The sequence below is a fragment of the Rathayibacter tritici genome, assembly GCF_002932875.1.
In the GTDB taxonomy this organism is placed as follows: domain Bacteria; phylum Actinomycetota; class Actinomycetes; order Actinomycetales; family Microbacteriaceae; genus Rathayibacter; species Rathayibacter tritici.
In genome coordinates this window covers 1-24116 of record NZ_PSWS01000063.1, presented here as the reverse complement: position 1 = coordinate 24116, position 24116 = coordinate 1, and the positions used below count along the sequence as shown (strand labels likewise).

The following is a 24116-nucleotide window of genomic DNA, read 5'->3' as shown; positions in this document are numbered from 1 at the left end:
CGTCCGCGAATAGACTGGGAGCCATGATCTCCCCGAGCGCCGCACCCGGGCGCACCGCCTCCCTCAGCCGTACCACCACCGAGTCGAGTATCGAGCTCTCGCTCGACCTCGACGGCACCGGTGCGGCCGATCTCGAGACCGGCGTGCCCTTCTTCGATCACCTGCTGACGGCGTTCGCCAAGCACTCGCTGACCGACCTGCGTGTCCGAGCTCACGGCGACATCGAGATCGACATCCACCACACCGCCGAGGACATCGGCATCGTGCTCGGCTCCGCCATTCGTCAGGCGCTCGGGGACAAGGCCGGCATCTCTCGCTTCGGTGACGCGCTCGTCCCCCTCGACGAGGCGCTCGTGCAGGCGGTCGTCGACATCTCCGGCCGCCCCTACCTCGTGCACACCGGCGAGCCGGAAGGCTTCGCGCTGCACCTGATCGGCGGCCACTTCACCGGATCGATGGTTCGCCACGTCTTCGAGGCGATCGCCGTCAACGCCGGGCTCACCGTGCATGTCACCGTGCTCGGCGGCCGCGACCCGCACCACATCGCCGAAGCCGAATTCAAGGCCTTCGCCCGAGCTTTCCGGCAGGCGAAGGCACTGGATCCGCTGGTCTCGGGCGTGCCCTCGACCAAGGGCGCGCTGTGAGGTCGGGCCGCCCGTCCGTCGTCGTCTACGACTACGGCTCGGGGAATGTGCACTCCGCCGTCAAGGCGCTCGAACTCGCCGGCGCCGACGTCGAGCTGACCGGCGATCGGCAGCGCGCCCTCGAGGCCGACGGCCTGCTCGTTCCGGGAGTCGGCGCCTTCGACGCGGTGATGGCGGCCCTCAGCCGGGCGCGGGGCGGCGAGATCATCGAGAAGCGTCTCGCGGGCGGTCGCCCCGTCCTGGGCATCTGCGTCGGGATGCAGGTGCTGTTCGAGCGCGGGGTCGAGCGGGGTGTCGAGAGTGCCGGGCTGGGTGAGTGGCCGGGCACGGTCGACCGACTCCCGGCCGAGGTCGTTCCGCACATGGGCTGGAATACCGTCTCCGCTCCCCAGGGCTCGGTGCTCTTCGACGGGATCGCCGAGGAACGCTTCTATTTCGTGCACTCCTACGGCGCCCGTGAGTGGTCGCTCGACGTGATGCCGCCGTTCCCGCGACCCGCGGTGACCTGGGCGGAGCACGGGGGTCCCTTCATCGCCGCGGTCGAGAACGGTCCGCTCTCGGCGACCCAGTTCCACCCCGAGAAGTCGGGCGCCGCCGGGCTTCGCCTGCTGGCGAATTGGCTGGGCAGCCTCCGCACGAACTAGGATCGGCCGGTGGTCGGCGCCTCGAGGGGCCGGCACCGAGACTGAGGATGACGATGAGCGAGTTCACCAAGGCTCCGGGCCTGGTCCTCCTGCCCGCGATCGACGTGGCGGGCGGCAAGGCCGTGCGGCTGACGCAGGGCGAGGCCGGGACGGAGACCAACTACGGCGATCCCCTCGACGCTGCCGGCGATTGGGCAGACCAGGGTGCGACGTGGATCCACCTCGTCGACCTCGACGCTGCCTTCGGCCGCGGCGACAACCACGCCATCATGAAGAAGGTCATTCGGCAGGTGAAGAGCGTCAACGTCGAGCTCTCCGGAGGGATCCGCGACGATCGCAGTCTCGAGTCCGCTCTGAGCGCTGGCGCCAAGCGGATCAACCTCGGTACCGCGGCGCTCGAAAATCCGGAGTGGGCCGCGAGCGTCATCGCCCAGTACGGCGACCAGATCGCCGTCGGGCTGGATGTGCGCGGAACGACCCTCGCCGCCCGCGGCTGGACCAGGGAGGGCGGCGATCTCTGGCACGTCCTCGACCGGCTCGAGGAGGCGGGCTGCACGCGCTACGTCGTGACCGACGTCACCAAGGACGGCACGCTGAAGGGCCCGAACCTCGAGCTGCTCGAGCAGGTCATGGCCCGCACGCACCGCCCCGTGATCGCCTCGGGCGGGATCTCGAACCTCGACGACATCGCCGCACTGCGGGACCTCGTGCCCCAGGGCCTCGAGGGCGCAATCGTCGGTAAGGCGCTGTACGCGGGCGCGTTCACGCTCGCGGAGGCCCTGGATGTCGCATCCGAGTGACCCCGGCCCGCTCCCCGCGCATCTGACCGACTCCGCGGGCACCCCCTGGGCCGGCCGGCACTTCGAGCCGAGCGCCGCTCCGCAGGATGACGGCAGTGCCCCGCCGGCGTTGGTCGCCGCGCTCGCGTCGTTCACGTCCGGCGCTCGCGGACCGGAGGTCGTGGTGGACGCGCTCCGTTCGTCCCGCCTGCTCATCCCGCTGATCGCGCGCCTCGGCGAGGACGCAGCGGGCGTGGGAGGCCTTCGAGCGGATAAGACGCAGGAGCTGGCGATCGTCACCGTCGCCGGCCCCGGCGGCCGCACGGTGCTCCCCGTCTTCAGCGGCGTGGACAGCATGCGCCGCTGGGATCCGGCGGCCCGTCCCGTCCCGGTCGACGGACGTCGGGCGGCTCTGGCGGCGGTGGCGGAGGGAACCGAGGTGATGGTCCTCGACCCCGCCTCCGAGGGGGAGTTCGCGGTCCGCCGTCCGGCGCTGTGGGCGATCGTCGAGGGCGCCGAGTGGTGGCCGGCCGACACGGACCCGGACGTCCTCGCCGCTCTGCGCGCGGGTGCGGAGGGGGAGCCGGCCGTGGCGTCGCTGACGGCTCGCGCGGGCGATCCGGCGCAACGGCTCGCGGGACCGGAACTCGTCGTCGTGCTGAGCCTGCATCCCGGTCTCGATCAGGGGGCGCTGAGCGCCCTGATCGCGCGTCTGGGCGACCGGTGGGCGGCGGAGGACACCGTCGCGCGGCGCGTCGACTCGATGACCCTCCAGCTCGCCGCGGCCCGCTGACTCCGGATCAGGTGACCGGGCCCGTCCACTTCTCGCCCGGCCCCTTGCCGATCGAGTCGGCGATGGGGGAGGCCTCGCGGAACGCGAGCTGAAGGGTGCGGAGTCCATCGCGCAGGCTCCGGGCGTGCATGTCGCTGATGTCGGGCGCACCGGCCGTGACGAGCCCCGCGAGCGCGTTGATCAGCTTGCGCGCCTCGTCGAGGTCGACCTGCCCGTCCGGCTCGTCGGCGAGCCCGCATTTGACGGCGGCGGCGCTCATGAGGTGCACCGCCGCGGTGGTGATGATCTCGACCGCAGGGACCTCCGCGATGTCGCGGGCGGCCTCCACGTCGGAGGCGCCGTCGTCCTCGCCGAAGCGTCGGGTGTAGTCGTCGTTGTAGGTGTCGTCGTCGTCCTGGGCCATGCGTCCTTCGTTCGTCGTCCGGGGGCTGGGAGCTGGGCGGGGCGCGGCGCCGGATCGAGGGCGGCCGGATCCGCTCTGTCGGGTGGGCCGTCGTTCTGCTATGGTTATCCGGGCTCCGAGGCATGTCCTCGGTTCGAAAGTGGAGATTCTCCCACCCGCGCTTGACCGCTTCACAAGGTTACCGGGTCAGAAGCACTCCGCCGCCGATGGTCGCCAGACCAGCGGGGGCAGGGCTGCGGCTCCCGAGGTCCGCCTCGGGAACCGCGTCACAGGGTGCGAGCGCCGTGCTCACGCACGACGTGGACGGGACGATCACCTCTCTCGGGTGCGCTGGAGAAGACTCCGGTAGCGCAGCTGCACTCACCGAGATCAGAGGAGAAGCGCAATCAGCGATCCCCGTACCAACGACCGTATCCGCGTCCCCGAGGTTCGCCTCGTGGGTCCCGCCGGAGAACAGGTCGGCGTCGTCAAGATCGAGGTCGCCCTGCGACTCGCACAGGACGCAGACCTGGACCTGGTCGAGGTCGCCCCCAACTCCAAGCCGCCCGTAGCGAAGATCATGGACTACGGGAAGTTCAAGTACGAGCAGGCTCAGAAGCTCAAGGAAGCCCGTCGCAACCAGGCGAACACGATCCTCAAGGAGGTTCGTTTCCGCCTGAAGATCGACAAGCACGACTACGAGACCAAGCGCAAGCGCGCCGAAGGCTTCCTCAAGGCCGGCGACAAGGTCAAGGCGATGATCCTCTTCCGAGGTCGCGAGCAGTCGCGGCCCGAAATGGGTGTTCGTCTGCTCCAGCGTTTCGCGGAGGACGTCGCCGAGTTCGGCCAGGTCGAGTCCACACCGACCATCGACGGTCGCAACATGGTGATGGTCATCGGCCCGTTGAAGAACAAGTCCGAGGCGAAGGCAGAGGCCAATGCGGTCCGCGCTGCTCGTCGCGAGGCCAATACCCCCGAGGACACGGCCGAGGCCGAGTCCGTCTAGTACTTCGCCGCCCCGGCCTCGGGGCCGGTGGACGCCCCGCTTATGGGGCACCGGTTTCGCCCCGCCGTGCGCGGTGTGACGTTCACAAGGAGAGAACATGCCCAAGATGAAGACCCACTCGGGTGCCAAGAAGCGCTTCAAGGTGACCGGCTCCGGCAAGGTCATGAAGCAGCAGGCCGGTATGCGTCACAACCTGGAGTCCAAGTCCAGCGTTCGCACCCGCCGCCTCAACCAGGACCAGGTCCTCGCCCCGCAGGACGCCAAGGTCGCCAAGAAGCTTCTCGGTCTGTAGCTCACTGCCGGCGCAGTCGTTGCGCCGCGGAGTTTGCTACTCAACCGCCCGGATCGATAGGAAGAAAGAGCAATGGCAAGAGTGAAGAGGGCCGTCAACGCCCACAAAAAGCGTCGCGTTATCCTCGAGCGCGCCTCGGGCTACCGCGGTCAGCGTTCGCGCCTTTACCGCAAGGCGAAGGAGCAGGTCACCCACTCCCTCGTCTACTCGTACCGCGACCGCCGCGCCAGGAAGGGCGAGTTCCGTCGCCTCTGGATCCAGCGCATCAACGCGGCATCCCGCGCGAACGGCCTGACCTACAACCGCTTCATCCAGGGCCTCGCCCTGGCCGGTGTCCAGGTCGACCGCCGCATCCTCGCGGATCTCGCGATCACGGAGCCCGCCACCTTCGCCTCGCTCGTCGCGACCGCGAAGAGCGCGCTGCCCGCCGACACCTCGGCGCCCAGGGCCGCCGCGTAATCGGCACAGCATTCCGGAGGGGGTCGCGATCGAGAGGTCGCGGCCCCCTTGCGTCCTTGGGGGTGGCCGCGCGTCGTGTCTGCCGGGCCCGCGAACACCGCGCCGATAGGCTCGCCGCATGCTCGACAACCCCCGCTCTCCCCGTGTCCGCTCTGTGGCGAAGCTCACCCGCCGCCCGGCCCGGCTCGAGACGGGACTCTTCCTCCTCGAGGGTCCGCAGGCCATGTCCGAGGCGCTGCACTACCGCCCGGAGCTGCTCGTTGAATCATTCGCGACTCCGACCGCTCTGGAGCGTCACCCCGAGATCGTCGCCGCAGCAGCGGAGGCGGAGGTCGACATCGAGTACGTGACCGAGGACGTCCTGGACACGATGGCCGACACCGTCACCCCCCAGGGCTTCGTCGCGGTGTGCCGCCAGTTCCCCACGTCGCTCAAGGACGTCGTCGCCTCGGAGCCGCGCCTGGTCGCGGTCCTCGAGGAGGTCCGGGATCCCGGCAACCTGGGCACGATCATCCGCGCGGCCGACGCCGCCGGAGCCGACGCCGTCGTGCTCTCTGGCTGCTCCGTCGACCTCTACAACGCCAAGGTCGTCCGCTCGACCACAGGCTCGCTGTTCCACCTGCCGGTCGCGGTCGGCGCCGACCTCCCCGACGTCCTCGGGCGCCTGCGCGGCGTGGGCCTGCGCTCGGTCGCGGCGGACGTGAAGGGCGAGGACCTGCTTGAGGTCCGGGCCCGCGGCGACCTCGCTCAGCCCACCGTCTGGGTCTTCGGCAACGAGGCCCGTGGCCTCGAGGACGAGTCGCTCGCGCTCGTGGACGGCGTCATCTCGGTACCGATCTACGGCGCGGCGGAATCGCTCAACCTCGCGACCGCGGCCTCCGTCTGCCTCTACGAGAGCGCTTTCGCCCTGCGTTCCTGAGGGAATCGGTCCCCGGCCGGACAGAGGTGGAGGACGGTGCGCGTTGTTACCCTTGGGTTAAAACATTGCTCATGATTTGACCGGCCCATCCCCGTGTGCTTCTCTGGCGGCATGGTCACAGCCCCGCAAGACGAGCGCGCTGCCGCTCCCGTTGGTGAACCCCTTGTCGTCATCGCCGGAGTGCAGAAGCACTACGGCGACTTCCACGCCCTGAAGGACATCGATCTGACGGTGCACCGCGGCGAGGTTGTCGTCGTCCTCGGCCCCTCCGGCTCCGGCAAGTCGACGCTGTGCCGCACGGTGAACCGGCTCGAGACGATTTCCGGCGGCACCATCACCATCGACGGTCAGAAGCTGCCGGAGGAGGGCAAGGGCCTCGCCGCCCTCCGCGCCGACGTCGGGATGGTCTTCCAGTCGTTCAACCTCTTCGCGCACAAGACGATCCTCGAGAACGTCACGCTCGGCCCGATCAAGGTGCGGGGGCTCTCCCGCAAGGACGCGGAGGCGCAGGCCACGGCGTTGCTCGACCGGGTCGGAGTCGGCCACCAGGCCGCGAAGACTCCTGCTCAGCTCTCGGGCGGGCAGCAGCAGCGCGTCGCCATCGCGCGGGCGCTCGCAATGAAGCCCAAGGTGATGCTGTTCGACGAGCCCACTTCGGCGCTGGACCCCGAGATGATCAACGAGGTGCTCGACGTGATGGTCGGGCTCGCCAAGGAGGGGATGACCATGATCGTCGTCACGCACGAGATGGGCTTTGCCCGCAAGGCCGCCGACCGCGTTGTCTTCATGGCCGACGGCGAGATCCTCGAGGACACCGATCCGGAGTCGTTCTTCACTGCCCCGCGTAGCGACCGGGCCAAGGACTTCCTCTCCAAGCTCATCACGCACTAGCGGCGCGACCAGCAGCCATTCAGACCCGTCGGACCCCTGTACAGCGGGAGCCGATCTGACATCGCCCGCATCGACGGGCCGAACCCAGGAAGGACGATCATGCGCACGAAGCTCATGTTCATGACCGCGGGACTCGCAGCAGCGACCCTCGCCCTCACCGGCTGCGCCGGCGACTCCGGAACCGCCGGTGGCGGAGCGGAGGGAGGAACCTCTGCCTACGAGGTCGCCTCCGACGTCGCCGTCGAGGGCAGCCCGACCTTCGACGCGATGACCGCGGCCGACAAGGTCACCATCGGCGTCAAGGAGGACCAGCCCGGGCTGGGCTACCTCGACGCGGCGACCGGACAGCGCTCCGGATTCGACATCGAGATCGCGAAGTGGGTCGCTGCCTCCCTCGGCTTCTCGGCCGACAAGATCGAGTTCACGGCGATCCCCTCGGCCAACCGGGAGGCGTCGATTGTGAACGGCGACATCGACTTCTACGTCGGTACCTACTCGATCACCGATAAGCGCAAGGAGCAGGTCGGCTTCGCCGGACCCTACTTCGAGACCGGACAGCAGCTGCTCGTCGCCGCCGACAACAGCACGATCACCGGCCCGGACAGCCTCAGCGCGGACACCACGGTGTGCTCGGCGACCGGCTCGACCCCGATCCAGAACATCCGCACCAACTACCCCGAGGTGAAAACGGAGGAGTTCGACACCTATTCGCAGTGCGTGGACGCTCTCTCCGACGGCACCGTCGACGCGGTCACCACGGACGGCGCGATCCTGATCGGCTACGCGGCGCAGAAGCCCAACGAGCTCAAGGTCGTCGGCGAGCCGTTCAGCACCGAGCTGTACGGCATCGGCCTGCCCAAGAGTGACGATGCACTGCGCCACTTTGTCAACGGCATGCTCACCGACGGCGGCGACACCTGGAGCGCCATCTACGACGAGACGCTCGGCCAGTCCGGCACGACGGTCACCCAGCCGGCGGTGAACGACTACTAAGAGGTGCCCCGGGCGGCGTCAGCGTCGCCCGGGGGTCCCCCTCTCCTCGACCACCCCACCGCTCCGACAGAAGGGCCAGCCGCATGGATGTCCTGTTGAACAACCTAGACGTCTACGTCCCGGCTTTTGGCAACACCCTGATCCTCTTCAGCGTCTCGCTCGTATTCGCCCTGCTGATCGGTACGGTGGTCGGCGCGATGCGCGTCTCGCCCATCCCGATCGCGCGCGCGGTCGGCACGGTCTACGTGAACACCATCCGGAACACTCCGCTCACGCTGGTGATGTTCTTCTTCGCATTCGGCTATCCCAAGCTCGACCTGCCGAATGTCGACTACACGAACCTCGCGATCTGCGCCCTCAGCCTGTACACCGCGACCTACGTCGCGGAGGTTCTGCGCTCGGGCATCAACACCGTGCCGATCGGTCAGGCCGAGGCGGCCCGCGCGATCGGTCTCGACTTCGGCCTCACGATGACGCAGGTCGTCCTTCCGCAGGCCTTCCGCTCCGTTATCCCACCGCTGATGAGCGTGCTGATCGCGCTGCTGAAGAACACCACCGTCGCCGCCGGCTTCTCGGTCGCGGAGGCGGGCACCATCGTCCGCGTGCTCAACGAGCGCGGCGAGAACAGCCTCATCGTCGTCCTCTGGGTGGCCCTGACCTTCGTGGTCCTGGTCACCCTGCTCTCGCTCGTCCAACGTCAGCTCGAGAAGACGTGGAGGGTCGCCCGATGAGCTCCGTCCTCTTCGACAACCCCGGCCCCCGCGCCGTCCTGCGCAATCGCGTCATCGGCGTCGTCGTCGTCCTGGTGATCGCGGCGCTCCTCGCCTTCGTGATCTGGCGCTTCGCCGAGTCCGGCCAGTTCAGTGCCTCGAAGTGGCGGGCGTTCGGTTATCCGCTGGTGTGGCAGAGCATCGGAGCAGCGCTCGGCCAGACCCTGGCCGCCTTCGCCACCGCCGGCGTCGCCAGTCTCGTGCTCGGGCTACTCCTCGCGATCGGCCGCCTCTCGGACCATCGGTGGATCAGCCTCCCGGTCACACTCTTCATCGAGCTGTTCCGGGCGATCCCCGTGCTGATCCTGATGATGCTGATGTACTACGGCCTGCCGTTCGCGGGCCTGAAGCTCAGCCCCTACCTCGCCGTCGTCATCGCTCTGACCCTCTACAACGGGTCCGTCTTCTCCGAGATCTTCCGCGCCGGCGTCGAAGCCCTCCCGCGCGGACAAAAGGAGGCGGGCTACGCGATCGGCCTGCGCAAGGCCGGCGTGATGCGGCTGATCCTGTTCCCGCAGGCGATCCGCTCGATGCTGCCGGTGATCATTGCGCAGCTCGTCGTCGCCCTCAAGGACACGGCACTTGGCTCGATCATCACCTACAACGAACTGCTTTACTACGCCCGCTACCTCGGCAACCAGTCGAGCCTGGACAGTCCGATCATCCCCGCCGCTATCGTGATCGGTGCCATCTACATCAGCATCTGTCTCCTTCTCTCGGGGCTCGCGAAGTGGATAGAGATCCGCACGAAGAGCGGAGGCCGCGGGGCGCGCGGTAGCCGGACGGTCGGGGGACACCCGGCAGCCCGCGCCCAGACGGATACACAGCTGATCGCTGTGCAGGAGTGAATGGTGAGAATCGCCCGTAGGGCGATCCTCACCGCGGGAGGCGGGGTGCGGGCCGGCGGCGGGAGGGGGCGGAGGGGCTCGCCTACACTGGGGGATCGTGTCAGAGAGTAATCCGATCACCGATGAGGCCGTCTCCGCCGCGGTCGCCGCCGCCCTCTCCGCCATCGGCGCGGCAAGCGACTCCACAGCGCTGAAGTCCGCCCGAGCAGCCCACCTCGGCGAGGGCTCGACCCTTGCCCGCCTCAACGCGCAGATGCGCTCCGTCCCACCCGAGCACAAGGCCGCCTCCGGCAAGCTCGTCGGCGGAGCCCGGAAGCAGGTGGGAGACGCCTACACCACCCGCGAGGCGGAGCTGGTCGAGGCCGAGAACGCGGCCGCACTCGAGGCCGAGCGCGTCGACGTCACCGCCGGTGCGAGCTTCACCCGCCGAGGTGCCCGCCATCCGCTCTCGTTGCTCCAGGAGTCCGTCGCCGACGTCTTCGTCGGGATGGGCTGGGAGATCGCCGAGGGCCCGGAGCTCGAGAACGAGTGGTTCAACTTCGACGCCCTGAACTTCGACGAGGATCACCCGGCTCGCGCCATGCAGGACACCTTTTTCGTCGATCCCGTCGACACGCACCTGGTGCTGCGCACACACACCTCGCCGGTGCAGATCCGCTCGATGCTCGAGCGCCCCCTGCCGCTCTACATCATTGCTCCCGGCCGGGTCTACCGCACCGATGAGCTGGATGCGACGCACACTCCCGTCTTCACCCAGTTCGAGGGCCTTGCCGTCGACCGCGGCCTGACGATGGCGCACCTGCGCGGCACCCTTGAGCACGTCGCCCGCATCCTCTTCGGCGACGACGCCCGCATCCGCCTGCGCCCCAACTACTTCCCCTTCACCGAGCCCAGCGCTGAGCTCGACATCTGGCACCCCACCTTCGTCGGCGGTGCGCGCTGGATCGAGTGGGGCGGCTGCGGCATGGTCAATCCGAACGTGCTGCGCTCCGCCGGCATCGACCCGGAGGAGTACTCCGGATTCGCCTTCGGAATGGGAATCGAGCGGACCCTGATGTTCCGCAATGACGTGAAAGACATGCGCGACATGGTCGAGGGCGACGTCCGCTTCAGCGAGCAGTACGGGATGGTGATCTGATGCGCGTTCCGCTGAGCTGGCTGGGGGAGTACGTCGACCTCGAGCACGACGTCACGACGGAGTCCGTGCACGCGGCCCTGGTATCGGTCGGTCTGGAGGAGGAGGACGTCCACCGCTTCGAGGTGACCGGTCCCGTCGTCGTCGGCGAGGTGCTCGACCTCGCTCCCGAGCCCCAGAAGAACGGTAAGACGATCAACTGGTGCCACGTGCGCGTGGCGCCGGAGGGACAGCGGGCGGCCGACGGCGGTGAGGACGTCCGCGGTATCGTCTGCGGCGCGCACAACTTCGCGGCCGGCGACAAGGTCGTCGTCTCGCTCCCGGGCGCGGTCCTGCCCGGTCCGTTCCCGATCTCGGCTCGGAAGACCTACGGCCACGTGTCCGACGGGATGATCGCCTCGAGCCGCGAGCTCGGCCTCGGCGAGGAGCACGACGGCATCCTCCGGCTCGCCTCCCTCGGGCTCGACCCGGAGCCGGGCGCCGATGCGATCGCGCTCCTCGGACTCGACGACGCGGCGGTCGAGGTCAATGTGACGCCCGACCGCGGCTACGCCTTCTCCATTCGCGGCATCGCTCGCGAGTACGCGCACGCCACCGGAGCCGTCTTCCGCGACCCGGCGCACGCGGTCCCGTCGCAGGAGCGCCCGGATGCCGCTCCCGTCTTCCCGGTGACGGTCGCCGACGAGGCGCCGATCCGCGGACGCACGGGCGCCTGCGTGTTCGTGACGCGCGTCGTCCGCGGGATCGACACCTCGCGTCCGACCCCACCGTGGATGCTCGCGCGACTGCGCCTTGCGGGAGTGCGCTCGATCTCGCTCGTGGTCGACATCACCAACTACGTGATGTTCGAGCTGGGCCAGCCGCTGCACGGCTACGACCTGGCGACCCTCAAGGGCGGCATCGTCGTGCGTCGCGCCGCATCCGGCGAGACCCTCGAGACGCTCGACGGGCAGGTGCGCCGTCTGCACGCGGAAGACCTCGTGATCGCTGACGAGGGCGGCGCGATCGGCCTCGCCGGGGTGATGGGGGGCGCGCGCACCGAGATCTCGGTCTCCACCTCCGATGTCCTGATCGAGGCCGCGAATTTCGACCCGGTGTCGGTGGCGCGAACGGCCCGTCGGCACAAGCTGCCGAGCGAGGCGTCGCGGCGCTTCGAGCGCGGCGTCGACCCGCAGGTCGCGTCCGTCGCTGCCGCCCGCGCGGTGCAGCTCCTGGTGGAGCTCGCCGGGGGGACCGTGGACGAGCTCGGCTCGGTCCTCGCCGACCCGCGCAGGGCCGAGCCCGTTGAGCTACCCGACGGCTATATCGCCGGGCTGATCGGTGTGCAGTACACGCCGGAGGAGATCCGCGGCGCTCTCGTCGAGATCGGCGCGTCGGTCGAGGTCGGCGGCTCCGGATTCGTGGTCACGCCGCCGAGCTGGCGCCCGGACCTGACCGACCGCGCCACGCTCGCGGAGGAGGTCGCCCGCATCACCGGGTACGACCGGATCCCCGCAGTCCTCCCGGTCGCGCCTCCGGGACGGGGTCTCACCCCGGGCCAGCGCCTGCGCCGCACCCTCGCCCAGGCGCTCGCCGCAGCGGGGCTGACCGAGGTCCTCTCCTCTCCCTTCCTGTCGCGCTCGATGAACGACCGAGTCGGATCGGCCAGCGGAGAGCCGCAGGAGCAGGTCACCCTCGCGAACCCGCTCGACGCGACCGCCGCCCAGCTGCGGATCTCGCTCCTGCCGGGCCTCGTGCAGGTCGCGGCCCGCAATCGCTCACGCGGCCTGGTCGACCTAGCCGTCTACGAGCTCGGCCCCGTGTTCCTCCCGGCGGCCGGACGCCCGTTCGGCTCGGCGGCGTTGCCGGTCGGCGGCGCCCGCCCCTCCGCCGAGGTGGAGGCGGAACTGAACGCGGGTATCCCACCCCAGCCGCGCCACCTCGCGGCGCTGCTCACTGGCGCCGCCGTCATGCGTCAGCCCGGAGTCGTCGGCCGTGACGTCGACTGGCGGGATGCACTCGACGTGGTCCGCAAGGTAGCGGCAGCGACCGGAACCGAGCTGGTCCTTCGCCAGGGCGCTCACGCGGCGCTGCACCCCGGACGCACCGCCGAGGTCGTCCTCGACGGGGCGGTCATCGGCCACGCGGGGGAGCTGCTGCCGGCGCTGGCCGAGGAGCTGGACCTGCCGCGCCGTGTCGCCGTGGTCGAGCTGGACCTCGAGCCGCTGATCGCTCGAGCCGGGACGGTCGTCGTGGCCCGACCGGTCGGGGCGCTTCCCGCCGCGACCCAGGATCTCTCGCTCGTCGTGCCGATCGACACCGCTGCCGCCGACGTGCGCGCCGCCATCATCGAGGGCGCAGGGGAGCTGCTCGAGGCGATCCGGTTGGTCGACGACTACCGCGGAACCGGGCTCGCCGAGGGCACGAAGTCGCTGACCTTCGCGTTGCGCTTCCGCGCGCCGGATCGCACGCTCACCGCGGCCGAAGCGACGGTGGCGAAGGAGAGTGGCGTGGCGGTAGCGGCGGAGCGTTTCGGCGCTCGCCTGCGCGAGTGATGGTGGAGTCCCGACCGGCGTCACCGGGCGGGGCCCCGCGCCCGCACCGGCTAGGCTCTCGGGCATGAGTTTCTCCGTGGCGGTGGCCGGTGCGAGCGGCTACGCGGGCGGCGAGCTGCTGCGTCTGCTCGCCGATCACCCCGAGTTCGAGGTGCGCACCGTCACCGCGCACGCCAACGCGGGGCAGCCACTGTCCGCGGTGCATCCGCATCTGCGCTCGCTCCGCGACCTCGTCCTCGTCGACACGACTACCGAGAACCTCGCCGGTCACGACGTCGTCTTCCTCGCCCTCCCGCACGGGAAGTCCGGCGAGATCACCGCGACCCTTCCCGAGGGCGTCCTCGTCGTGGACTGCGGGGCCGACCACCGGCTGACCGACCCGCAGGACTGGGCCGACTACTACGGCGGTGACTTCGCCGGAGCCTGGCCCTACGGCCTCCCCGAGCTGCTGATCGGCGGTGGCGGGCGCAAGCAGCGCGAGGCGCTCGCCGGAGTTCGGCGCATCGCCGTCCCCGGCTGCAACGTCACGGCGATCACGCTCGGCCTGGCCCCAGGACTGCATGCCGGCGTGATCGAGCCGTCCGACCTTGTCTCGGTGCTGGCCGTCGGCCCCTCCGGAGCGGGCAAGAGCCTGCGCACGGACCTCCTGGCCAGCGAGCTGCTCGGCTCCGCGCACGCCTACGGCCTCGGCGGTGCGCACCGCCACAACCCCGAGATCCGGCAGAACCTCCTCCTCGCCGGAGCCGGTCCGGTCTCGATCTCGTTCACCCCGGTCCTCGTGCCGATGTCCCGGGGCATCCTGGCGACCTCGACCGCGCGCCTCGCCCCCGGCGTCTCCGCGCAGGATGTCCGAGCCGCGTGGGAGACCGCCTACGGCGACGAGACCTTCGTGCAGTTGCTTCCCGAGGGGTCATTCCCGCGGACCGCCGACGTGGTCGGCGCGAACACGGCGCTGATCGGCCTCGCGGTCGATGAGCGCGCGCGCCGCGTCGTGGTGGTCTCGGCCATCGACAACCTGGTCAAGGGCACCGCGGGCGCGGCCGTCCAATCGAGCAACATCGCCCTGGGGCTCCCCGAGTCCCTCGGGCTGAGCGTGAACGGAGTCGCGCCGTGAGCGTCACCGCAGCAGCAGGGTTCCGCGCGGCCGGCGTCGTCGCGGGGCTGAAATCGACCGGTGCGCGCGATGTCGCCCTCGTGCAGAACCTCGGTCCGCTGCAGAGCGCGGCCGCCGTCTTCACGAGCAACCGCTGCAAGGCGAACCCGGTCCTCTGGAGCGAGCAGGTGATGCGCGACGGCGTCGTCTCGGCGATCGTCCTCAACTCCGGTGGGGCCAACTGCTACACCGGTGCGCAGGGCTTCCAGGTCACCCACCGCACGGCGGAGCTCGTGGGCGACAGCCTCGAGGTCTCTGCCGCCGACGTGCTCGTCTGCTCCACGGGGCTGATCGGCGACCAGCTCGATCTCGGAAAGCTCGCCGCGGGGGTGGCCGACGCCTCGGCCGAGCTCGCCGAGGGTGCGGACGCGGGGGAGTCCGCCGCTCGGGCGATCATGACCACCGACACGGTCCCGAAGCAGGCGGTCGTGCGCTCCGAGCACGGCTGGAGCATCGGCGGGATGGCCAAGGGCGCGGGGATGCTCGCGCCGGGACTGGCCACGATGCTGGTGGTGATCACGACCGATGCGGCGCTCGACTCCGCCGCTCTCGACTCCGCCCTGCGCGCCGCGACCCGAGTCACCTTCGACCGGCTCGACTCCGATGGCTGCATGTCGACCAACGACACGGTGGCGCTGCTCGCGAGCGGAGCGAGCGGGAGAGCGGCCGATCCGGACGAGTTCACCGCGGCGCTGACCGACCTCTGTCGCGACCTCACCCTGCAACTGCAGGCCGACGCGGAGGGCGCCGCCCACGACGTCGCGATCCGCGTGCTGAACGCCGCGACCGAGGACGAGGCCCTGGTGGTCGCCCGTGCCGTCTCGCGGAGCAATCTCTTCAAGGCCGCGATCTTCGGCAACGACCCCAACTGGGGTCGGGTCCTCGCTGCCGTCGGCACGACCGATGCGCAGTTCGACCCGTACGGCATCGACGTCGCAATGAACGGTGTGCCGGTCTGCCGCGCGGGCGAGCCGCACGAGAGTCGTGACCTGGTCGACCTCGCCCCTCGGCAGGTCTCGGTCGACATCGACCTGCACGCCGGAGACGCGACCGCCACGATCTGGACCAACGACCTCACGCACGACTACGTGCACGAGAACTCCGCGTACTCGAGCTGAGGCGGCCGTGAGCGAGGACACCCCCACCACGGCGAGGAGACGCGCCGAGCGCGACGCCGCACCCGCCAAGGCCGCGACGCTGATCGAGGCGCTGCCCTGGCTGCAAAGCTTCCACGGCCGCACGATGGTGATCAAGTTCGGCGGCAATGCGATGGTGTCGGAGGAGCTGCAGCGCTCCTTCGCGCAGGACATGGTCTACCTGCGCTACGCCGGGATCCGCCCCGTCGTTGTGCACGGCGGCGGTCCGCAGATCTCGCGGATGCTGGACCGGCTCGGCATCGCCAGCGAGTTCCGCGGCGGCTACCGCGTCACGAGCCCGGAGGCGATGGAGGTGGTGCGGATGGTGCTCACCGGCAGCATCAGCCGCGACATCGTCCGCCGAATCAACGAGCACGGTCCGCTGGCGGCCGGCATCTCGGGCGAGGACGCGGGCCTGTTCGTCGGGCGCCGCCGGGGGGTTGTCATCGACGGCGAGGAGCACGACCTCGGCCTGGTCGGCGACGTGATCGCCGTGGACCCTGCCGCCGTGCTCGCGCAGGTGGAGGCCGGGCGGATTCCGGTCGTGTCCTCGATCGCCCCCGACTCCGACGATCCGACGCAGTCCCTCAACGTCAATGCCGATGCCGCTGCCGCCGCGTTGGCGGTCGCACTCGGCGCCGAGAAGCTCGTCGTCCTCACCGACGTGGCCGGTCTGTACGCCGACTGGCCCGATCGCGAGTCGCTCGTCTCGCACATCAGCTCGGACGACCTCGCGGCCCTGCTGCCCTCGCTCGAGTCGGGCATGATCCCCAAGATGACCGCCTGCCTCGACGCCGTGCGCGGCGGAGTGCCCAAGGCTGCGATCATCGACGGCCGCATCTCGCACTCGATCCTGCTCGAGGTGTTCACCTCGGAGGGCATCGGCACCGAGGTTGTCGCTTCGCTCGATCCCCGCGACCGGGAGCGAAGGTCGGGCCGCTGATCCTCAGCGGCCCCGGCTCCGAGCGTCCGTCCCGTCCCGGGCGGGCGCACCGTCGGCCCTCGTGGCCGGACCGCTCCGATCGAAAGGCTTCCATGTCCATCTCCACGACCGCGTCCCGCACCGAGGCCGCCCGTCAGCGCTACTCGAGCGCGATGATGCAGACCTTCGCGCCCCCGCTCGCCGTGCTCGAGCGAGGGGAGGGGTGTCGGGTCTGGGATGTCGACGGCCGCGAGTACCTCGATTTCCTCGGCGGCATCGCCGTCAACTCGCTCGGCCACGCGCACCCCGTCTTCGTCGAGGCCGTGTCCCGTCAGGCGGGTGCACTCGCCCACGTCTCGAACTACTTCGCGACCGCCCCGCAGATCGAGCTGGCCGAGACCCTGCGCCGCCTGACCGGGGCCGGAGACGCGGGCCGCGTCTCGTTCGTCAACTCCGGCACCGAGGCGAACGAGGCGGCCTTCAAGCTGGCGCGGCTCACCGCGGCCGGCGGGCGGCACCGCATCCTCGCCCTGCAGAACGCGTTCCACGGCCGGACGATGGGCTCGCTCGCCCTCACCGGGAAGGCCGCGATGCGGGCACCGTTCGAGCCGATGCCCGGCGGCGTCGAGCACCTCGAGGCGAGCATCGAGGCCCTGGAGGCCGCGCTCGATGAGTCGGTCGCCGCGCTGATCGTCGAGCCGATCCAGGGGGAGGCAGGCGTTATCCCGCTTCCGGTCGGCTACCTGCAGCGTGCGCGCGAGCTCACCCGCGAGCACGGCGCCCTGCTCATCGTCGACGAGATCCAGACCGGCGTCGGGCGGACCGGGCGCTGGTTCGCCTACCAGGAGGCGGGGATCCTCCCCGATGCGATCACCCTGGCGAAGGGGCTCGGCGGCGGATTCCCCATCGGGGCCCTGGTGACCTTCGGCGAGGCGTCCTCCCTCCTGCAGAAGGGCCAGCACGGCAGCACCTTCGGCGGTAATCCGCTGGCGACCGCGGTGGCCGGCGCCGTGCTCGCCGAGATCGAGCGCGCCGACCTGCTCGGCAACGCCCGGGAGCGCGGCGCGCAGATCGTCGAGTCGCTGTCCGCGCTCGACTCGCCGCTGATCGCGGGGGTCCGCGGAGCCGGCCTGCTCCTCGGCATCGCGCTGACCCGGCCGGTCGCCGCCGAGCTCGCCGCCGCCTGCCTCGACGCAGGCCTGATCGTGAACGCCGCGAACGACTCGAGCATCCGGCTCGCGCCGCCGCTCGTGGTGACCGCCGCCGACGTCGTTGAGTTCACCGAGCGCCTCGGCCGCGCCCTGCAGACCCTCTGACCCCGTACCTCCACCGAAAGCGACCAGCACTGTGACCCGCCACTTCCTCCGCGACGACGACATCACTCCCGCCGAGCAGGCCGAGATCCTCGATCTCGCCCTCGACATCAAGCGCGACCGCTTCGCCCACAAGCCCCTCGCCGGACCACAGACCGTCGCGGTGATCTTCGATAAGTCCTCCACGCGCACCCGCGTCTCCTTCGCCGTTGGCATCGCCGACCTCGGTGGCAGCCCGCTGATCATCTCGACCGCGAGCAGCCAGCTCGGCGGCAAGGAAACCGCGTCGGACACCGCGCGCGTCCTGGAGCGCCAGGTCGCCGCGATCGTGTGGCGCACCTACGCCCAGTCCGGTTTGGAGCAGATGGCGCGTGGCACCCGCGTGCCCGTGGTCAACGCGCTTTCGGACGAGTTCCACCCGTGCCAGCTGCTCGCCGATCTGCTGACCATCCGCGAGCATCGCGGGCGCCTGGCGGGTCTCACCCTCACTTTCTTCGGCGACGGCGCGAGCAACATGGCGCACTCCTACCTCCTCGCGGGAGCGACGGCCGGGATGCACGTGCGCATCGTCTCCCCGGAGTCCTACGCCCCCGTCCCGACGGTCCTCGCCGATGCGCAGCGCATCGCCGCGACCACAGGCGGGTCGGCGATCACCACGACCGACCCGGTCGAGGGCGCTTCGGGCTCCGACATCGTGATCACCGACACCTGGGTCTCGATGGGCAAGGAAGACGAGAAGGCCGCGCGGGTCGCCACCTTCGGTGCCTACCGCGTCGATGCGGGAACGATGGCCCTCGCGGCTCCCGACGCCCTGTTCCTGCACTGCCTGCCCGCGGATCGTGGCTACGAGGTGACCGCGGACGTGATCGACGGCCCGCAGAGTGTGATCTGGGACGAGGCGGAGAACCGCCTGCACGCGCAGAAGGCCTTGCTCGTGTGGCTCCTGGAGCGCGCGGGCGCCCCCGACGCCGCTCAGTAGACTCGACAGCCGAACCGAGGAGAACCATGACGGAACGACCCTCCGCCCGCGCGGGCGAGGCCGGAGCGCTCTGGGGCGGCCGATTCGCCGGCGGTCCCTCGCCCGAACTTGCTGCGCTCTCGAAGTCGACGCACTTCGACTGGCAGCTCGCCCCCTACGACCTGGCCGGCTCCCGCGCCCACGCCCGCGCCCTGGCCGCGGCGGGCTACCTCGATGACGCCGAACTCCCCGCGATGCTGAGCGCCCTCGACCGGCTCGATGCAGCCGTCGCCGAGGGGAGCTTCACGGCCGACGAGTCCGATGAGGACGTGCACGGCGCCCTTGAGCGCGGGCTGATGCTCGAGGCCGGCGCCGAACTCGGTGGCAAGCTGCGCGCTGGCCGCTCGCGCAACGACCAGATCGCGACCTTTGTGCGGATGTACCTCCGCGACCACGCCGCAGTCGTCGCGGAGTTGGTGGTGCAACTCATCGACGCGCTCGCTGCGCAGGCCTCGGCGCATCCGGCCGCGATCATGCCGGGGCGCACGCACCTCCAGCACGCTCAGCCGGTGCTGCTCGCGCATCATCTGCTCGCTCACGGCTGGGCGCTACTGCGCGATCTGGAGCGGCTGCGCGACTGGGCAGTCAGGGCCGATGTTTCGCCCTACGGATCGGGAGCACTCGCCGGATCCACGCTTGGCCTCGACGCCGAGGCGGTCGCCCGCGATCTCGGCTTCGCAGCGAGCGTGCCCAACTCGATCGACGGTACCGCCAGCCGCGACCTGGTCGCCGAGTTCGCGTTCGTGAGCGCGATGATCGGGATCGACGTCTCGCGGATCGCGGAGGAGATCATCCTCTGGAACACGCGCGAGTTCGCGTTCGTCACCCTCGACGACGGCTACTCGACCGGGTCCTCGATCATGCCGCAGAAGAAGAACCCCGACATCGCTGATCTCGCCCGCGGCAAATCCGGCCGGCTGCTCGGCAACCTCACCGGACTGCTCGCAACCCTCAAGGCACTGCCGCTGGCCTACAACCGCGACCTGCAGGAGGACAAGGAGCCGGTCTTCGACTCGGTGACGACCCTCGAGGTCCTGCTGCCCGCCTTCAGCGGCATGATCGCGACCCTCACCTTCCACACCGATCGGATGGCGGAGTTGGCGCCGCAGGGCTTCTCGCTCGCGACCGACGTCGCCGAGTGGCTGGTGAAAAAGCACGTGCCCTTCCGCGATGCGCACGAGATCACCGGCGAGCTGGTCAAGCTGGCGGAGTCGCGCGGGCTCGGACTTGAGGACCTGGACGACGACGCTCTCGCCTCGGTCTCCCCGCTGCTCACCCCCGATGTCCGCTCGGTGCTCAGTATCGAGGGGTCGGTCGCGAGCCGCGACGGAGTCGGCGGTACGGCTCCCGACCGGGTTGCGGAGCAGCTCGCCCAGCTGACCGAGCGCGTGCGGGTCGTCCGTGGCTCACTCCGCGGGGAGCGCTCGTGACGCTCCGCGGCGCATCGGGCGATGACGGCCGTCCGCCGCTTCCTCCCTGGCAGCAGCGGACCCTGGTGATCGTCGCCGCCGTCGTCATCGTCGCCGTGATCGTGATTACGCTGGTGTCGGGCCAGAGCTTCTTCTAGGCGTGTCTCTTCCGAATCTCTCGCGTTCGGCTCTTGAGGTCGCTCCGGAACTGCTCGGTCGGGTCCTCCTGCACCGCACGCGGGAGGGGGTGGTCGGTGTGCGGCTGACGGAGGTGGAGGCATACCTGGGCACCGGCGAGGATCCGGGCTCGCACGCCCATCGCGGCCCGACTCCGCGGACGGCGCCGATGTTCGGTGCGCCCGGCTCGGTCTACGCCTCCTTCACCTACGGGATGCACACCTGCGTCAACATCGTCTGTTCCCCGACGGGGGTCGCGTCGGCCGTGCTGCTCCGCGCGGGCGAGGTCGTGCTGGGGGAGGAGCTGGCCCTGCTCCGCCGTGGCCCGGTCCGGCATGGGGACATCGCCCGAGGGCCCGCTCGTCTCGCGAAGGCGCTCGGCGTCCAGCTCTCGGAGTCGGGCGATCCGCTCGAGACGGCGTTCGAGCTGCTGCCGGGCGAGCCGCCGACCGCTGTGATCACCGGCCCGCGGACCGGTGTCTCGGGGTCCGGTGGTGGCGAGGAGTTCCCGTGGCGGTTCAGCATCCCCGGCGATCCGACCGTCTCGCCTTACCGCCCGGCGGTACCTCGCCGTCGGCCCGCGGGGTAGGCCCGACCTGCGGTAGCCCGTGGTCAGCCCGTCAGGTAGAGCCGAGAGAGCACGCCGAGCGCCGCCGACCAGGCCAGGCTCGCCAGGGTGCCGATGATGAACCGCTCGCGCGCCTCCGGAGACGCGAGCTCGCTGAACCGGCCGACGCCCTTGATCGCCACGACGACCGCGATCCCCTCGGGCAGACCGCTCATCACAGCGCCGGCGGCGGCGATCCGCTCGAGGACGCCGATCGTCGTCCCGCCGCGGAGCACCTCGATCGGCTGCCCGATCGCTGAGGGCGCCCCTCCGTTCGCCGGACGAGAGCTTCCGGCCACCATGATTCCGCCGTGGCTGCCGGTGCGGGAATCGGCCGTGGCCAGGTCGAGGGTGAGCAGCACGACCGGACCGCCGCCGACAATCGCCAGGGCGAAGGCGAAGACCGTCACCAGCATGGAGTGGATCGGCGGTGCCGAGGGTCCGGCGATCGCCGTCAGGAGGAACGCGGCGGCCGCCGCAACGAGCGCGATCCACGCCAGCTGGGGTCGGCGCAGCCGCACGGCCAGCACCGCTCCGGCGAGCCCGGCGAGGAGCACGAGCACGACTCCCGTCCACGAGGCGGACTGGAGCGCCGAGGCGAGCAGTAGCGCAGGGGAGCCGGGGGCGGCCGTCATCGGGGTGTCCTCTCGTCGGTGGGGTCGAGCGTACGGTCGACCACCGTCAGCAGACGCGCGAGCGCGTCGCGGGCCGGCGCGTCCACTCGGGCGCTCGCCGCGCGGACCCGGAGGCTGACCGCCTGCGGGCTGACGGCGAGGTGCTCGGCGGCGTCCTTCTGCGAGAGGCCGCTCTCAAGCAGGTCGAGGATCTGCCAGCCGGCCTCCGTACGCGCGTCGCGCAGCAGGAGGAGCGGATCGATGAGCGCCAGCACGTCGGCGGATGCGGGGGCGGCCCCGTCGGGCGCATCGGGGTCGAGGGAGAAGCGCGTCGGCCGGCCCTTCGCCGCCTCGACCGCTCGGCGCGCCGCGAAGTATGCTTCGCCACGGGCCGCCCTCGTGGTCGCGGGGAGCGGCCGGGTCACGGGGCCGATCCCGAGGCCGATGCTCCAGTGGCCGCTGCGGTGCAGATCGAGCACGAGCGCGACGACGACGTCGGCCCGGTCGAGCACGAACTGGAACTCGTCGCCGGCGGTACGCTCCGGGGGCAGGACGAAGGAGTCTCCACCTCTCTCGAGGAGGCTGACGATGGCCTGCTCGACGCGGTCGTCGTCGTGTCTGCTGTCGCGCTGATCCGCGGTGATGACGAACATGGCACCTCCGCAATCAAGTATCCAGGCTTGATCCCGCCCGATCAAGCCCGAACGCTTGATCATCGATCCTCTCGCTCCGTTCCGCCGCGGTAGCCTGGGATCGTGACCGACCAGGATCTCCCCGGCTCCGCGACGAGCCCGCAGCTCGACCCCGCGTTCGACTCCGTGTGGGATGAGCTGGTCTGGCGGGGATCGGTGCACGTCTCGACCGATCCCGCGGCGCTGCGCGAGCTGCTGTCGGGGGAGCCGATCACCTACTACTGCGGATTCGATCCGACGGCCCCGAGTCTCCACCTCGGCAATCTGGTGCAGCTGATCGTGATGCGCAGGCTTCAGCTCGCCGGGCACCGTCCGCTCGGACTCGTCGGAGGCTCGACCGGCCTGATCGGAGATCCGCGGCCGACCGCGGAGCGGACGCTGAACTCCCGCGAGACGGTGATCGAGTGGGTGCAGCGCTTGCAGGCCCAGGTGTCCCGCTTCGTCCCGGCCGAGGGAGAGAACGGGATGCGACTGGTCAACAATCTGGACTGGACCGCCCCGCTCTCCGCGATCGACTTCCTCCGGGAGATCGGCAAGCACTTCCGCGTGGGCACAATGCTCAAAAAGGAGGCCGTCAGCGCGCGGCTGAACTCGGACGCGGGGATCAGCTACACCGAGTTCAGCTACCAGATCCTGCAGGGGCTCGACTACCTCGAGCTGTATCGGCAGTACGGATGCGTGCTGCAGACCGGTGGCAGCGACCAGTGGGGCAATCTCACCAGCGGCACCGATCTGATCCACCGCACGGAGGGGGTCTCGGTGCACGCTATCGGGACTCCGCTGGTGATGAACTCCGACGGCACCAAGTTCGGCAAGAGCGAAGGCAACGCCGTGTGGCTCGACCCCGAGCTGACCAGTCCGTACGCGTTCTATCAGTTCTGGGTCAACACCGACGATCGTGACGTCGTCGACCGCCTGCGGATCTTCACCTTCCTGCCGCGCGCGCAGATCGAGCGGCTCGAGCGGGCGAGTGCGGAGGAGCCGTTCCGCCGGGAGGCGCAGCGCGCCCTCGCCTGGGAGGTCACGTCACTGGTGCACGGAGCGGAGGTGACGCACTCGGTGATCGACGCGTCCGCCGCGCTCTTCGGTAAAGGCTCGCTGGAGGGGATCGATCCGACCATCCTTCGTGGTGCGCTCGAGGCGGTCCCCTCGATGGACGCCGTCTCGGAGACACCGGCTCTGCAGGCGTTCATCGAAACCGGGCTCGTCGCCAGCATGGGGGAGGCCCGGCGTGCTTTCGCTCAGGGCGGCCTCTCTGTGAACAATGTCGCGCTTGCGTCCGAGTCGATCACGCTCGGTGAGCTGCCGCTGATCAACGGGATCGCGGTACTCCGCCGTGGCAAGAAGAGCTTCGCCGGAGCCTTCGTCCGCTGATCGGCTCGCCGCCTCGGCATGCGGGTGGCCGCGCGGACGCGACGGACGGACTCCGAATCGCGACACGCCCGGGCCGTGGCTGATTTGCTGGACGGGCGAGGGCCGACGTAATGTAACTCCTCGTCACCCCAAAGGAGCGGCGAGCGAGAGTCAGGCGCAGAGCGTCACGACCAGCTGGCCGTCCTCAAGCGGGGACCATCCCCTCGCTACCACAGCCGGTGAGAGATTCGTCTCTTGAAGGTTGCGGGATCGCGAGCGTAAGATGGAGAACCTCAACGGGATACGGTCCCGGCTTCGACGCACGGCCTCGCGGCCGCGCCGGTGCATCGGTACGGTCTTTGACCGTACGGTCAACACCACGCTGAAGTCGGATTTGACACGGCCCGCGGATGTGCTAGGTTAGTCGAGTTGCCACGGAGGCGATCGGAACCACCGTTCCGATAAGTCTACCCGGTCTCGGCAGATATAACAAACGCAAGCAAAATATCGAGCGGTTCCGGCCGTCGCGTAACTATCTTTCGATCACTCTCGTTGTGAAGCATCGTTTTCGGTGTGGAGGCGGGGTGTGTCCGATTCTTGAGAACTCAACAGCGTGCACTATGTTCAATGCCA

At 69.9% G+C, this 24116-nt stretch carries 26 protein-coding genes; 23 read left to right on the top strand and 3 right to left on the bottom strand.

Annotation, left to right across the window (positions count from 1 at the left end; genetic code table 11):
- The first annotated feature begins 23 nt into the window (after nt 1-23).
- The 4 genes from hisB to C5D07_RS12665 are packed head-to-tail and all read left to right on the top strand — an operon-like array spanning nt 24 to nt 2860.
- The gene (gene hisB, locus C5D07_RS12680) at nt 24-644 is read left to right on the top strand and encodes an imidazoleglycerol-phosphate dehydratase HisB (RefSeq protein WP_068252401.1); all 621 of its coding nucleotides are present in this window, start codon (nt 24-26) and stop codon (nt 642-644) included.
- Nucleotides 641-1288: an imidazole glycerol phosphate synthase subunit HisH gene (gene hisH, locus C5D07_RS12675; RefSeq protein ID WP_068252403.1), complete on the top strand. Its 648-nt coding sequence runs from the start codon at nt 641-643 to the stop codon at nt 1286-1288. The genes hisB and hisH overlap by 4 nt, the downstream gene beginning before the upstream one ends.
- A 53-nt stretch (nt 1289-1341) precedes the next feature.
- Nucleotides 1342-2088: a bifunctional 1-(5-phosphoribosyl)-5-((5-phosphoribosylamino)methylideneamino)imidazole-4-carboxamide isomerase/phosphoribosylanthranilate isomerase PriA gene (gene priA, locus C5D07_RS12670; RefSeq protein ID WP_068257097.1), complete on the top strand. Its 747-nt coding sequence runs from the start codon at nt 1342-1344 to the stop codon at nt 2086-2088.
- Nucleotides 2072-2860 carry an SseB family protein gene (locus tag C5D07_RS12665; RefSeq protein WP_104259482.1) on the top strand — a complete coding sequence of 263 codons (789 nt, stop codon included), beginning with the start codon at nt 2072-2074 and terminating at the stop codon, nt 2858-2860. Before priA ends, C5D07_RS12665 begins: the two co-directional genes overlap by 17 nt.
- Before the next feature lie 7 nt (nt 2861-2867).
- Here C5D07_RS12665 and C5D07_RS12660 read toward each other — a convergent pair whose 3' ends face one another.
- Entirely contained in the window at nt 2868-3263 is a 396-nt protein-coding gene (locus C5D07_RS12660; RefSeq protein WP_104259481.1) for a DUF1844 domain-containing protein, read from the bottom strand.
- A 385-nt stretch (nt 3264-3648) separates the two neighbouring features.
- Here C5D07_RS12660 and infC point away from each other — a divergent pair, with 385 nt between their 5' ends.
- The 18 genes from infC (at nt 3649) to C5D07_RS12575 (ending at nt 20806) form a co-directional block, all read left to right on the top strand.
- Nucleotides 3649-4248 carry a translation initiation factor IF-3 gene (gene infC / locus C5D07_RS12655; RefSeq protein WP_084415833.1) on the top strand — a complete coding sequence of 200 codons (600 nt, stop codon included), beginning with the start codon at nt 3649-3651 and terminating at the stop codon, nt 4246-4248.
- Between the two features lie 97 nt (nt 4249-4345).
- The gene (rpmI, locus tag C5D07_RS12650; RefSeq protein WP_055793295.1) at nt 4346-4540 is read left to right on the top strand and encodes a 50S ribosomal protein L35; all 195 of its coding nucleotides are present in this window, start codon (nt 4346-4348) and stop codon (nt 4538-4540) included.
- Between the two features lie 72 nt (nt 4541-4612).
- Complete coding sequence (rplT, locus tag C5D07_RS12645) at nt 4613-4999, top strand: 50S ribosomal protein L20 (RefSeq protein WP_068252408.1); 387 nt, start codon at nt 4613-4615, stop codon at nt 4997-4999.
- A gap of 118 nt (nt 5000-5117) precedes the next feature.
- Nucleotides 5118-5918 carry a TrmH family RNA methyltransferase gene (locus C5D07_RS12640; protein ID WP_104259480.1) on the top strand — a complete coding sequence of 267 codons (801 nt, stop codon included), beginning with the start codon at nt 5118-5120 and terminating at the stop codon, nt 5916-5918.
- 111 nt (nt 5919-6029) lie between these two features.
- Nucleotides 6030-6809, top strand: a complete 780-nt coding sequence (locus C5D07_RS12635; RefSeq protein WP_068252413.1) for an amino acid ABC transporter ATP-binding protein — start codon at nt 6030-6032, stop codon at nt 6807-6809.
- A 99-nt stretch (nt 6810-6908) separates the two neighbouring features.
- The gene (locus tag C5D07_RS12630; RefSeq protein ID WP_181134358.1) at nt 6909-7802 is read left to right on the top strand and encodes a glutamate ABC transporter substrate-binding protein; all 894 of its coding nucleotides are present in this window, start codon (nt 6909-6911) and stop codon (nt 7800-7802) included.
- 83 nt (nt 7803-7885) lie between these two features.
- Nucleotides 7886-8533, top strand: a complete 648-nt coding sequence (locus C5D07_RS12625; RefSeq protein WP_068252421.1) for an amino acid ABC transporter permease — start codon at nt 7886-7888, stop codon at nt 8531-8533.
- Entirely contained in the window at nt 8530-9420 is an 891-nt protein-coding gene (locus C5D07_RS12620; RefSeq protein WP_104259502.1) for an amino acid ABC transporter permease, read from the top strand. Before C5D07_RS12625 ends, C5D07_RS12620 begins: the two co-directional genes overlap by 4 nt.
- Before the next feature lie 97 nt (nt 9421-9517).
- Nucleotides 9518-10558 carry a phenylalanine--tRNA ligase subunit alpha gene (pheS, locus tag C5D07_RS12615; protein WP_104259478.1) on the top strand — a complete coding sequence of 347 codons (1041 nt, stop codon included), beginning with the start codon at nt 9518-9520 and terminating at the stop codon, nt 10556-10558.
- The gene (gene pheT, locus C5D07_RS12610; protein WP_104259477.1) at nt 10558-13089 is read left to right on the top strand and encodes a phenylalanine--tRNA ligase subunit beta; all 2532 of its coding nucleotides are present in this window, start codon (nt 10558-10560) and stop codon (nt 13087-13089) included. The genes pheS and pheT overlap by 1 nt, the downstream gene beginning before the upstream one ends.
- Before the next feature lie 64 nt (nt 13090-13153).
- Nucleotides 13154-14203 (top strand): N-acetyl-gamma-glutamyl-phosphate reductase, encoded by a 1050-nt coding sequence (gene argC, locus C5D07_RS12605; protein ID WP_104259476.1) that lies wholly within the window; start codon nt 13154-13156, stop codon nt 14201-14203.
- Nucleotides 14200-15360 (top strand): bifunctional glutamate N-acetyltransferase/amino-acid acetyltransferase ArgJ, encoded by a 1161-nt coding sequence (argJ, locus tag C5D07_RS12600; protein WP_104259475.1) that lies wholly within the window; start codon nt 14200-14202, stop codon nt 15358-15360. Before argC ends, argJ begins: the two co-directional genes overlap by 4 nt.
- A 7-nt stretch (nt 15361-15367) precedes the next feature.
- Entirely contained in the window at nt 15368-16321 is a 954-nt protein-coding gene (gene argB, locus C5D07_RS12595) for an acetylglutamate kinase (protein ID WP_068252433.1), read from the top strand.
- 92 nt (nt 16322-16413) lie between these two features.
- Nucleotides 16414-17616: an acetylornithine transaminase gene (locus C5D07_RS12590; RefSeq protein ID WP_084415834.1), complete on the top strand. Its 1203-nt coding sequence runs from the start codon at nt 16414-16416 to the stop codon at nt 17614-17616.
- A 31-nt stretch (nt 17617-17647) separates the two neighbouring features.
- Entirely contained in the window at nt 17648-18592 is a 945-nt protein-coding gene (gene argF / locus C5D07_RS12585; RefSeq protein WP_104259474.1) for an ornithine carbamoyltransferase, read from the top strand.
- Nucleotides 18593-18618: 26 nt separating this feature from the next.
- A complete protein-coding gene (argH, locus tag C5D07_RS12580) occupies nt 18619-20061 on the top strand; it encodes an argininosuccinate lyase (RefSeq protein ID WP_104259473.1) in 1443 nt (480 codons plus the stop codon).
- Nucleotides 20058-20198, top strand: a complete 141-nt coding sequence (locus C5D07_RS15815; protein WP_157593786.1) for a hypothetical protein — start codon at nt 20058-20060, stop codon at nt 20196-20198. Before argH ends, C5D07_RS15815 begins: the two co-directional genes overlap by 4 nt.
- Nucleotides 20199-20200: 2 nt before the next feature.
- Nucleotides 20201-20806, top strand: coding sequence for a DNA-3-methyladenine glycosylase (locus C5D07_RS12575; RefSeq protein WP_068252440.1), 606 nt, complete (start codon nt 20201-20203; stop codon nt 20804-20806).
- Between the two features lie 23 nt (nt 20807-20829).
- Here the strand turns inward: C5D07_RS12575 and C5D07_RS12570 are convergent, their stop codons facing one another.
- Complete coding sequence (locus C5D07_RS12570) at nt 20830-21459, bottom strand: hypothetical protein (protein ID WP_068252443.1); 630 nt, start codon at nt 21457-21459, stop codon at nt 20830-20832.
- Nucleotides 21456-22091: a hypothetical protein gene (locus tag C5D07_RS12565; protein ID WP_068252445.1), complete on the bottom strand. Its 636-nt coding sequence runs from the start codon at nt 22089-22091 to the stop codon at nt 21456-21458. Before C5D07_RS12565 ends, C5D07_RS12570 begins: the two co-directional genes overlap by 4 nt.
- Nucleotides 22092-22193: 102 nt before the next feature.
- Between C5D07_RS12565 and tyrS the strand changes: the two genes are divergently transcribed.
- Entirely contained in the window at nt 22194-23504 is a 1311-nt protein-coding gene (gene tyrS, locus C5D07_RS12560; protein WP_068252448.1) for a tyrosine--tRNA ligase, read from the top strand.
- Nucleotides 23505-24116 lie beyond the last annotated feature (612 nt).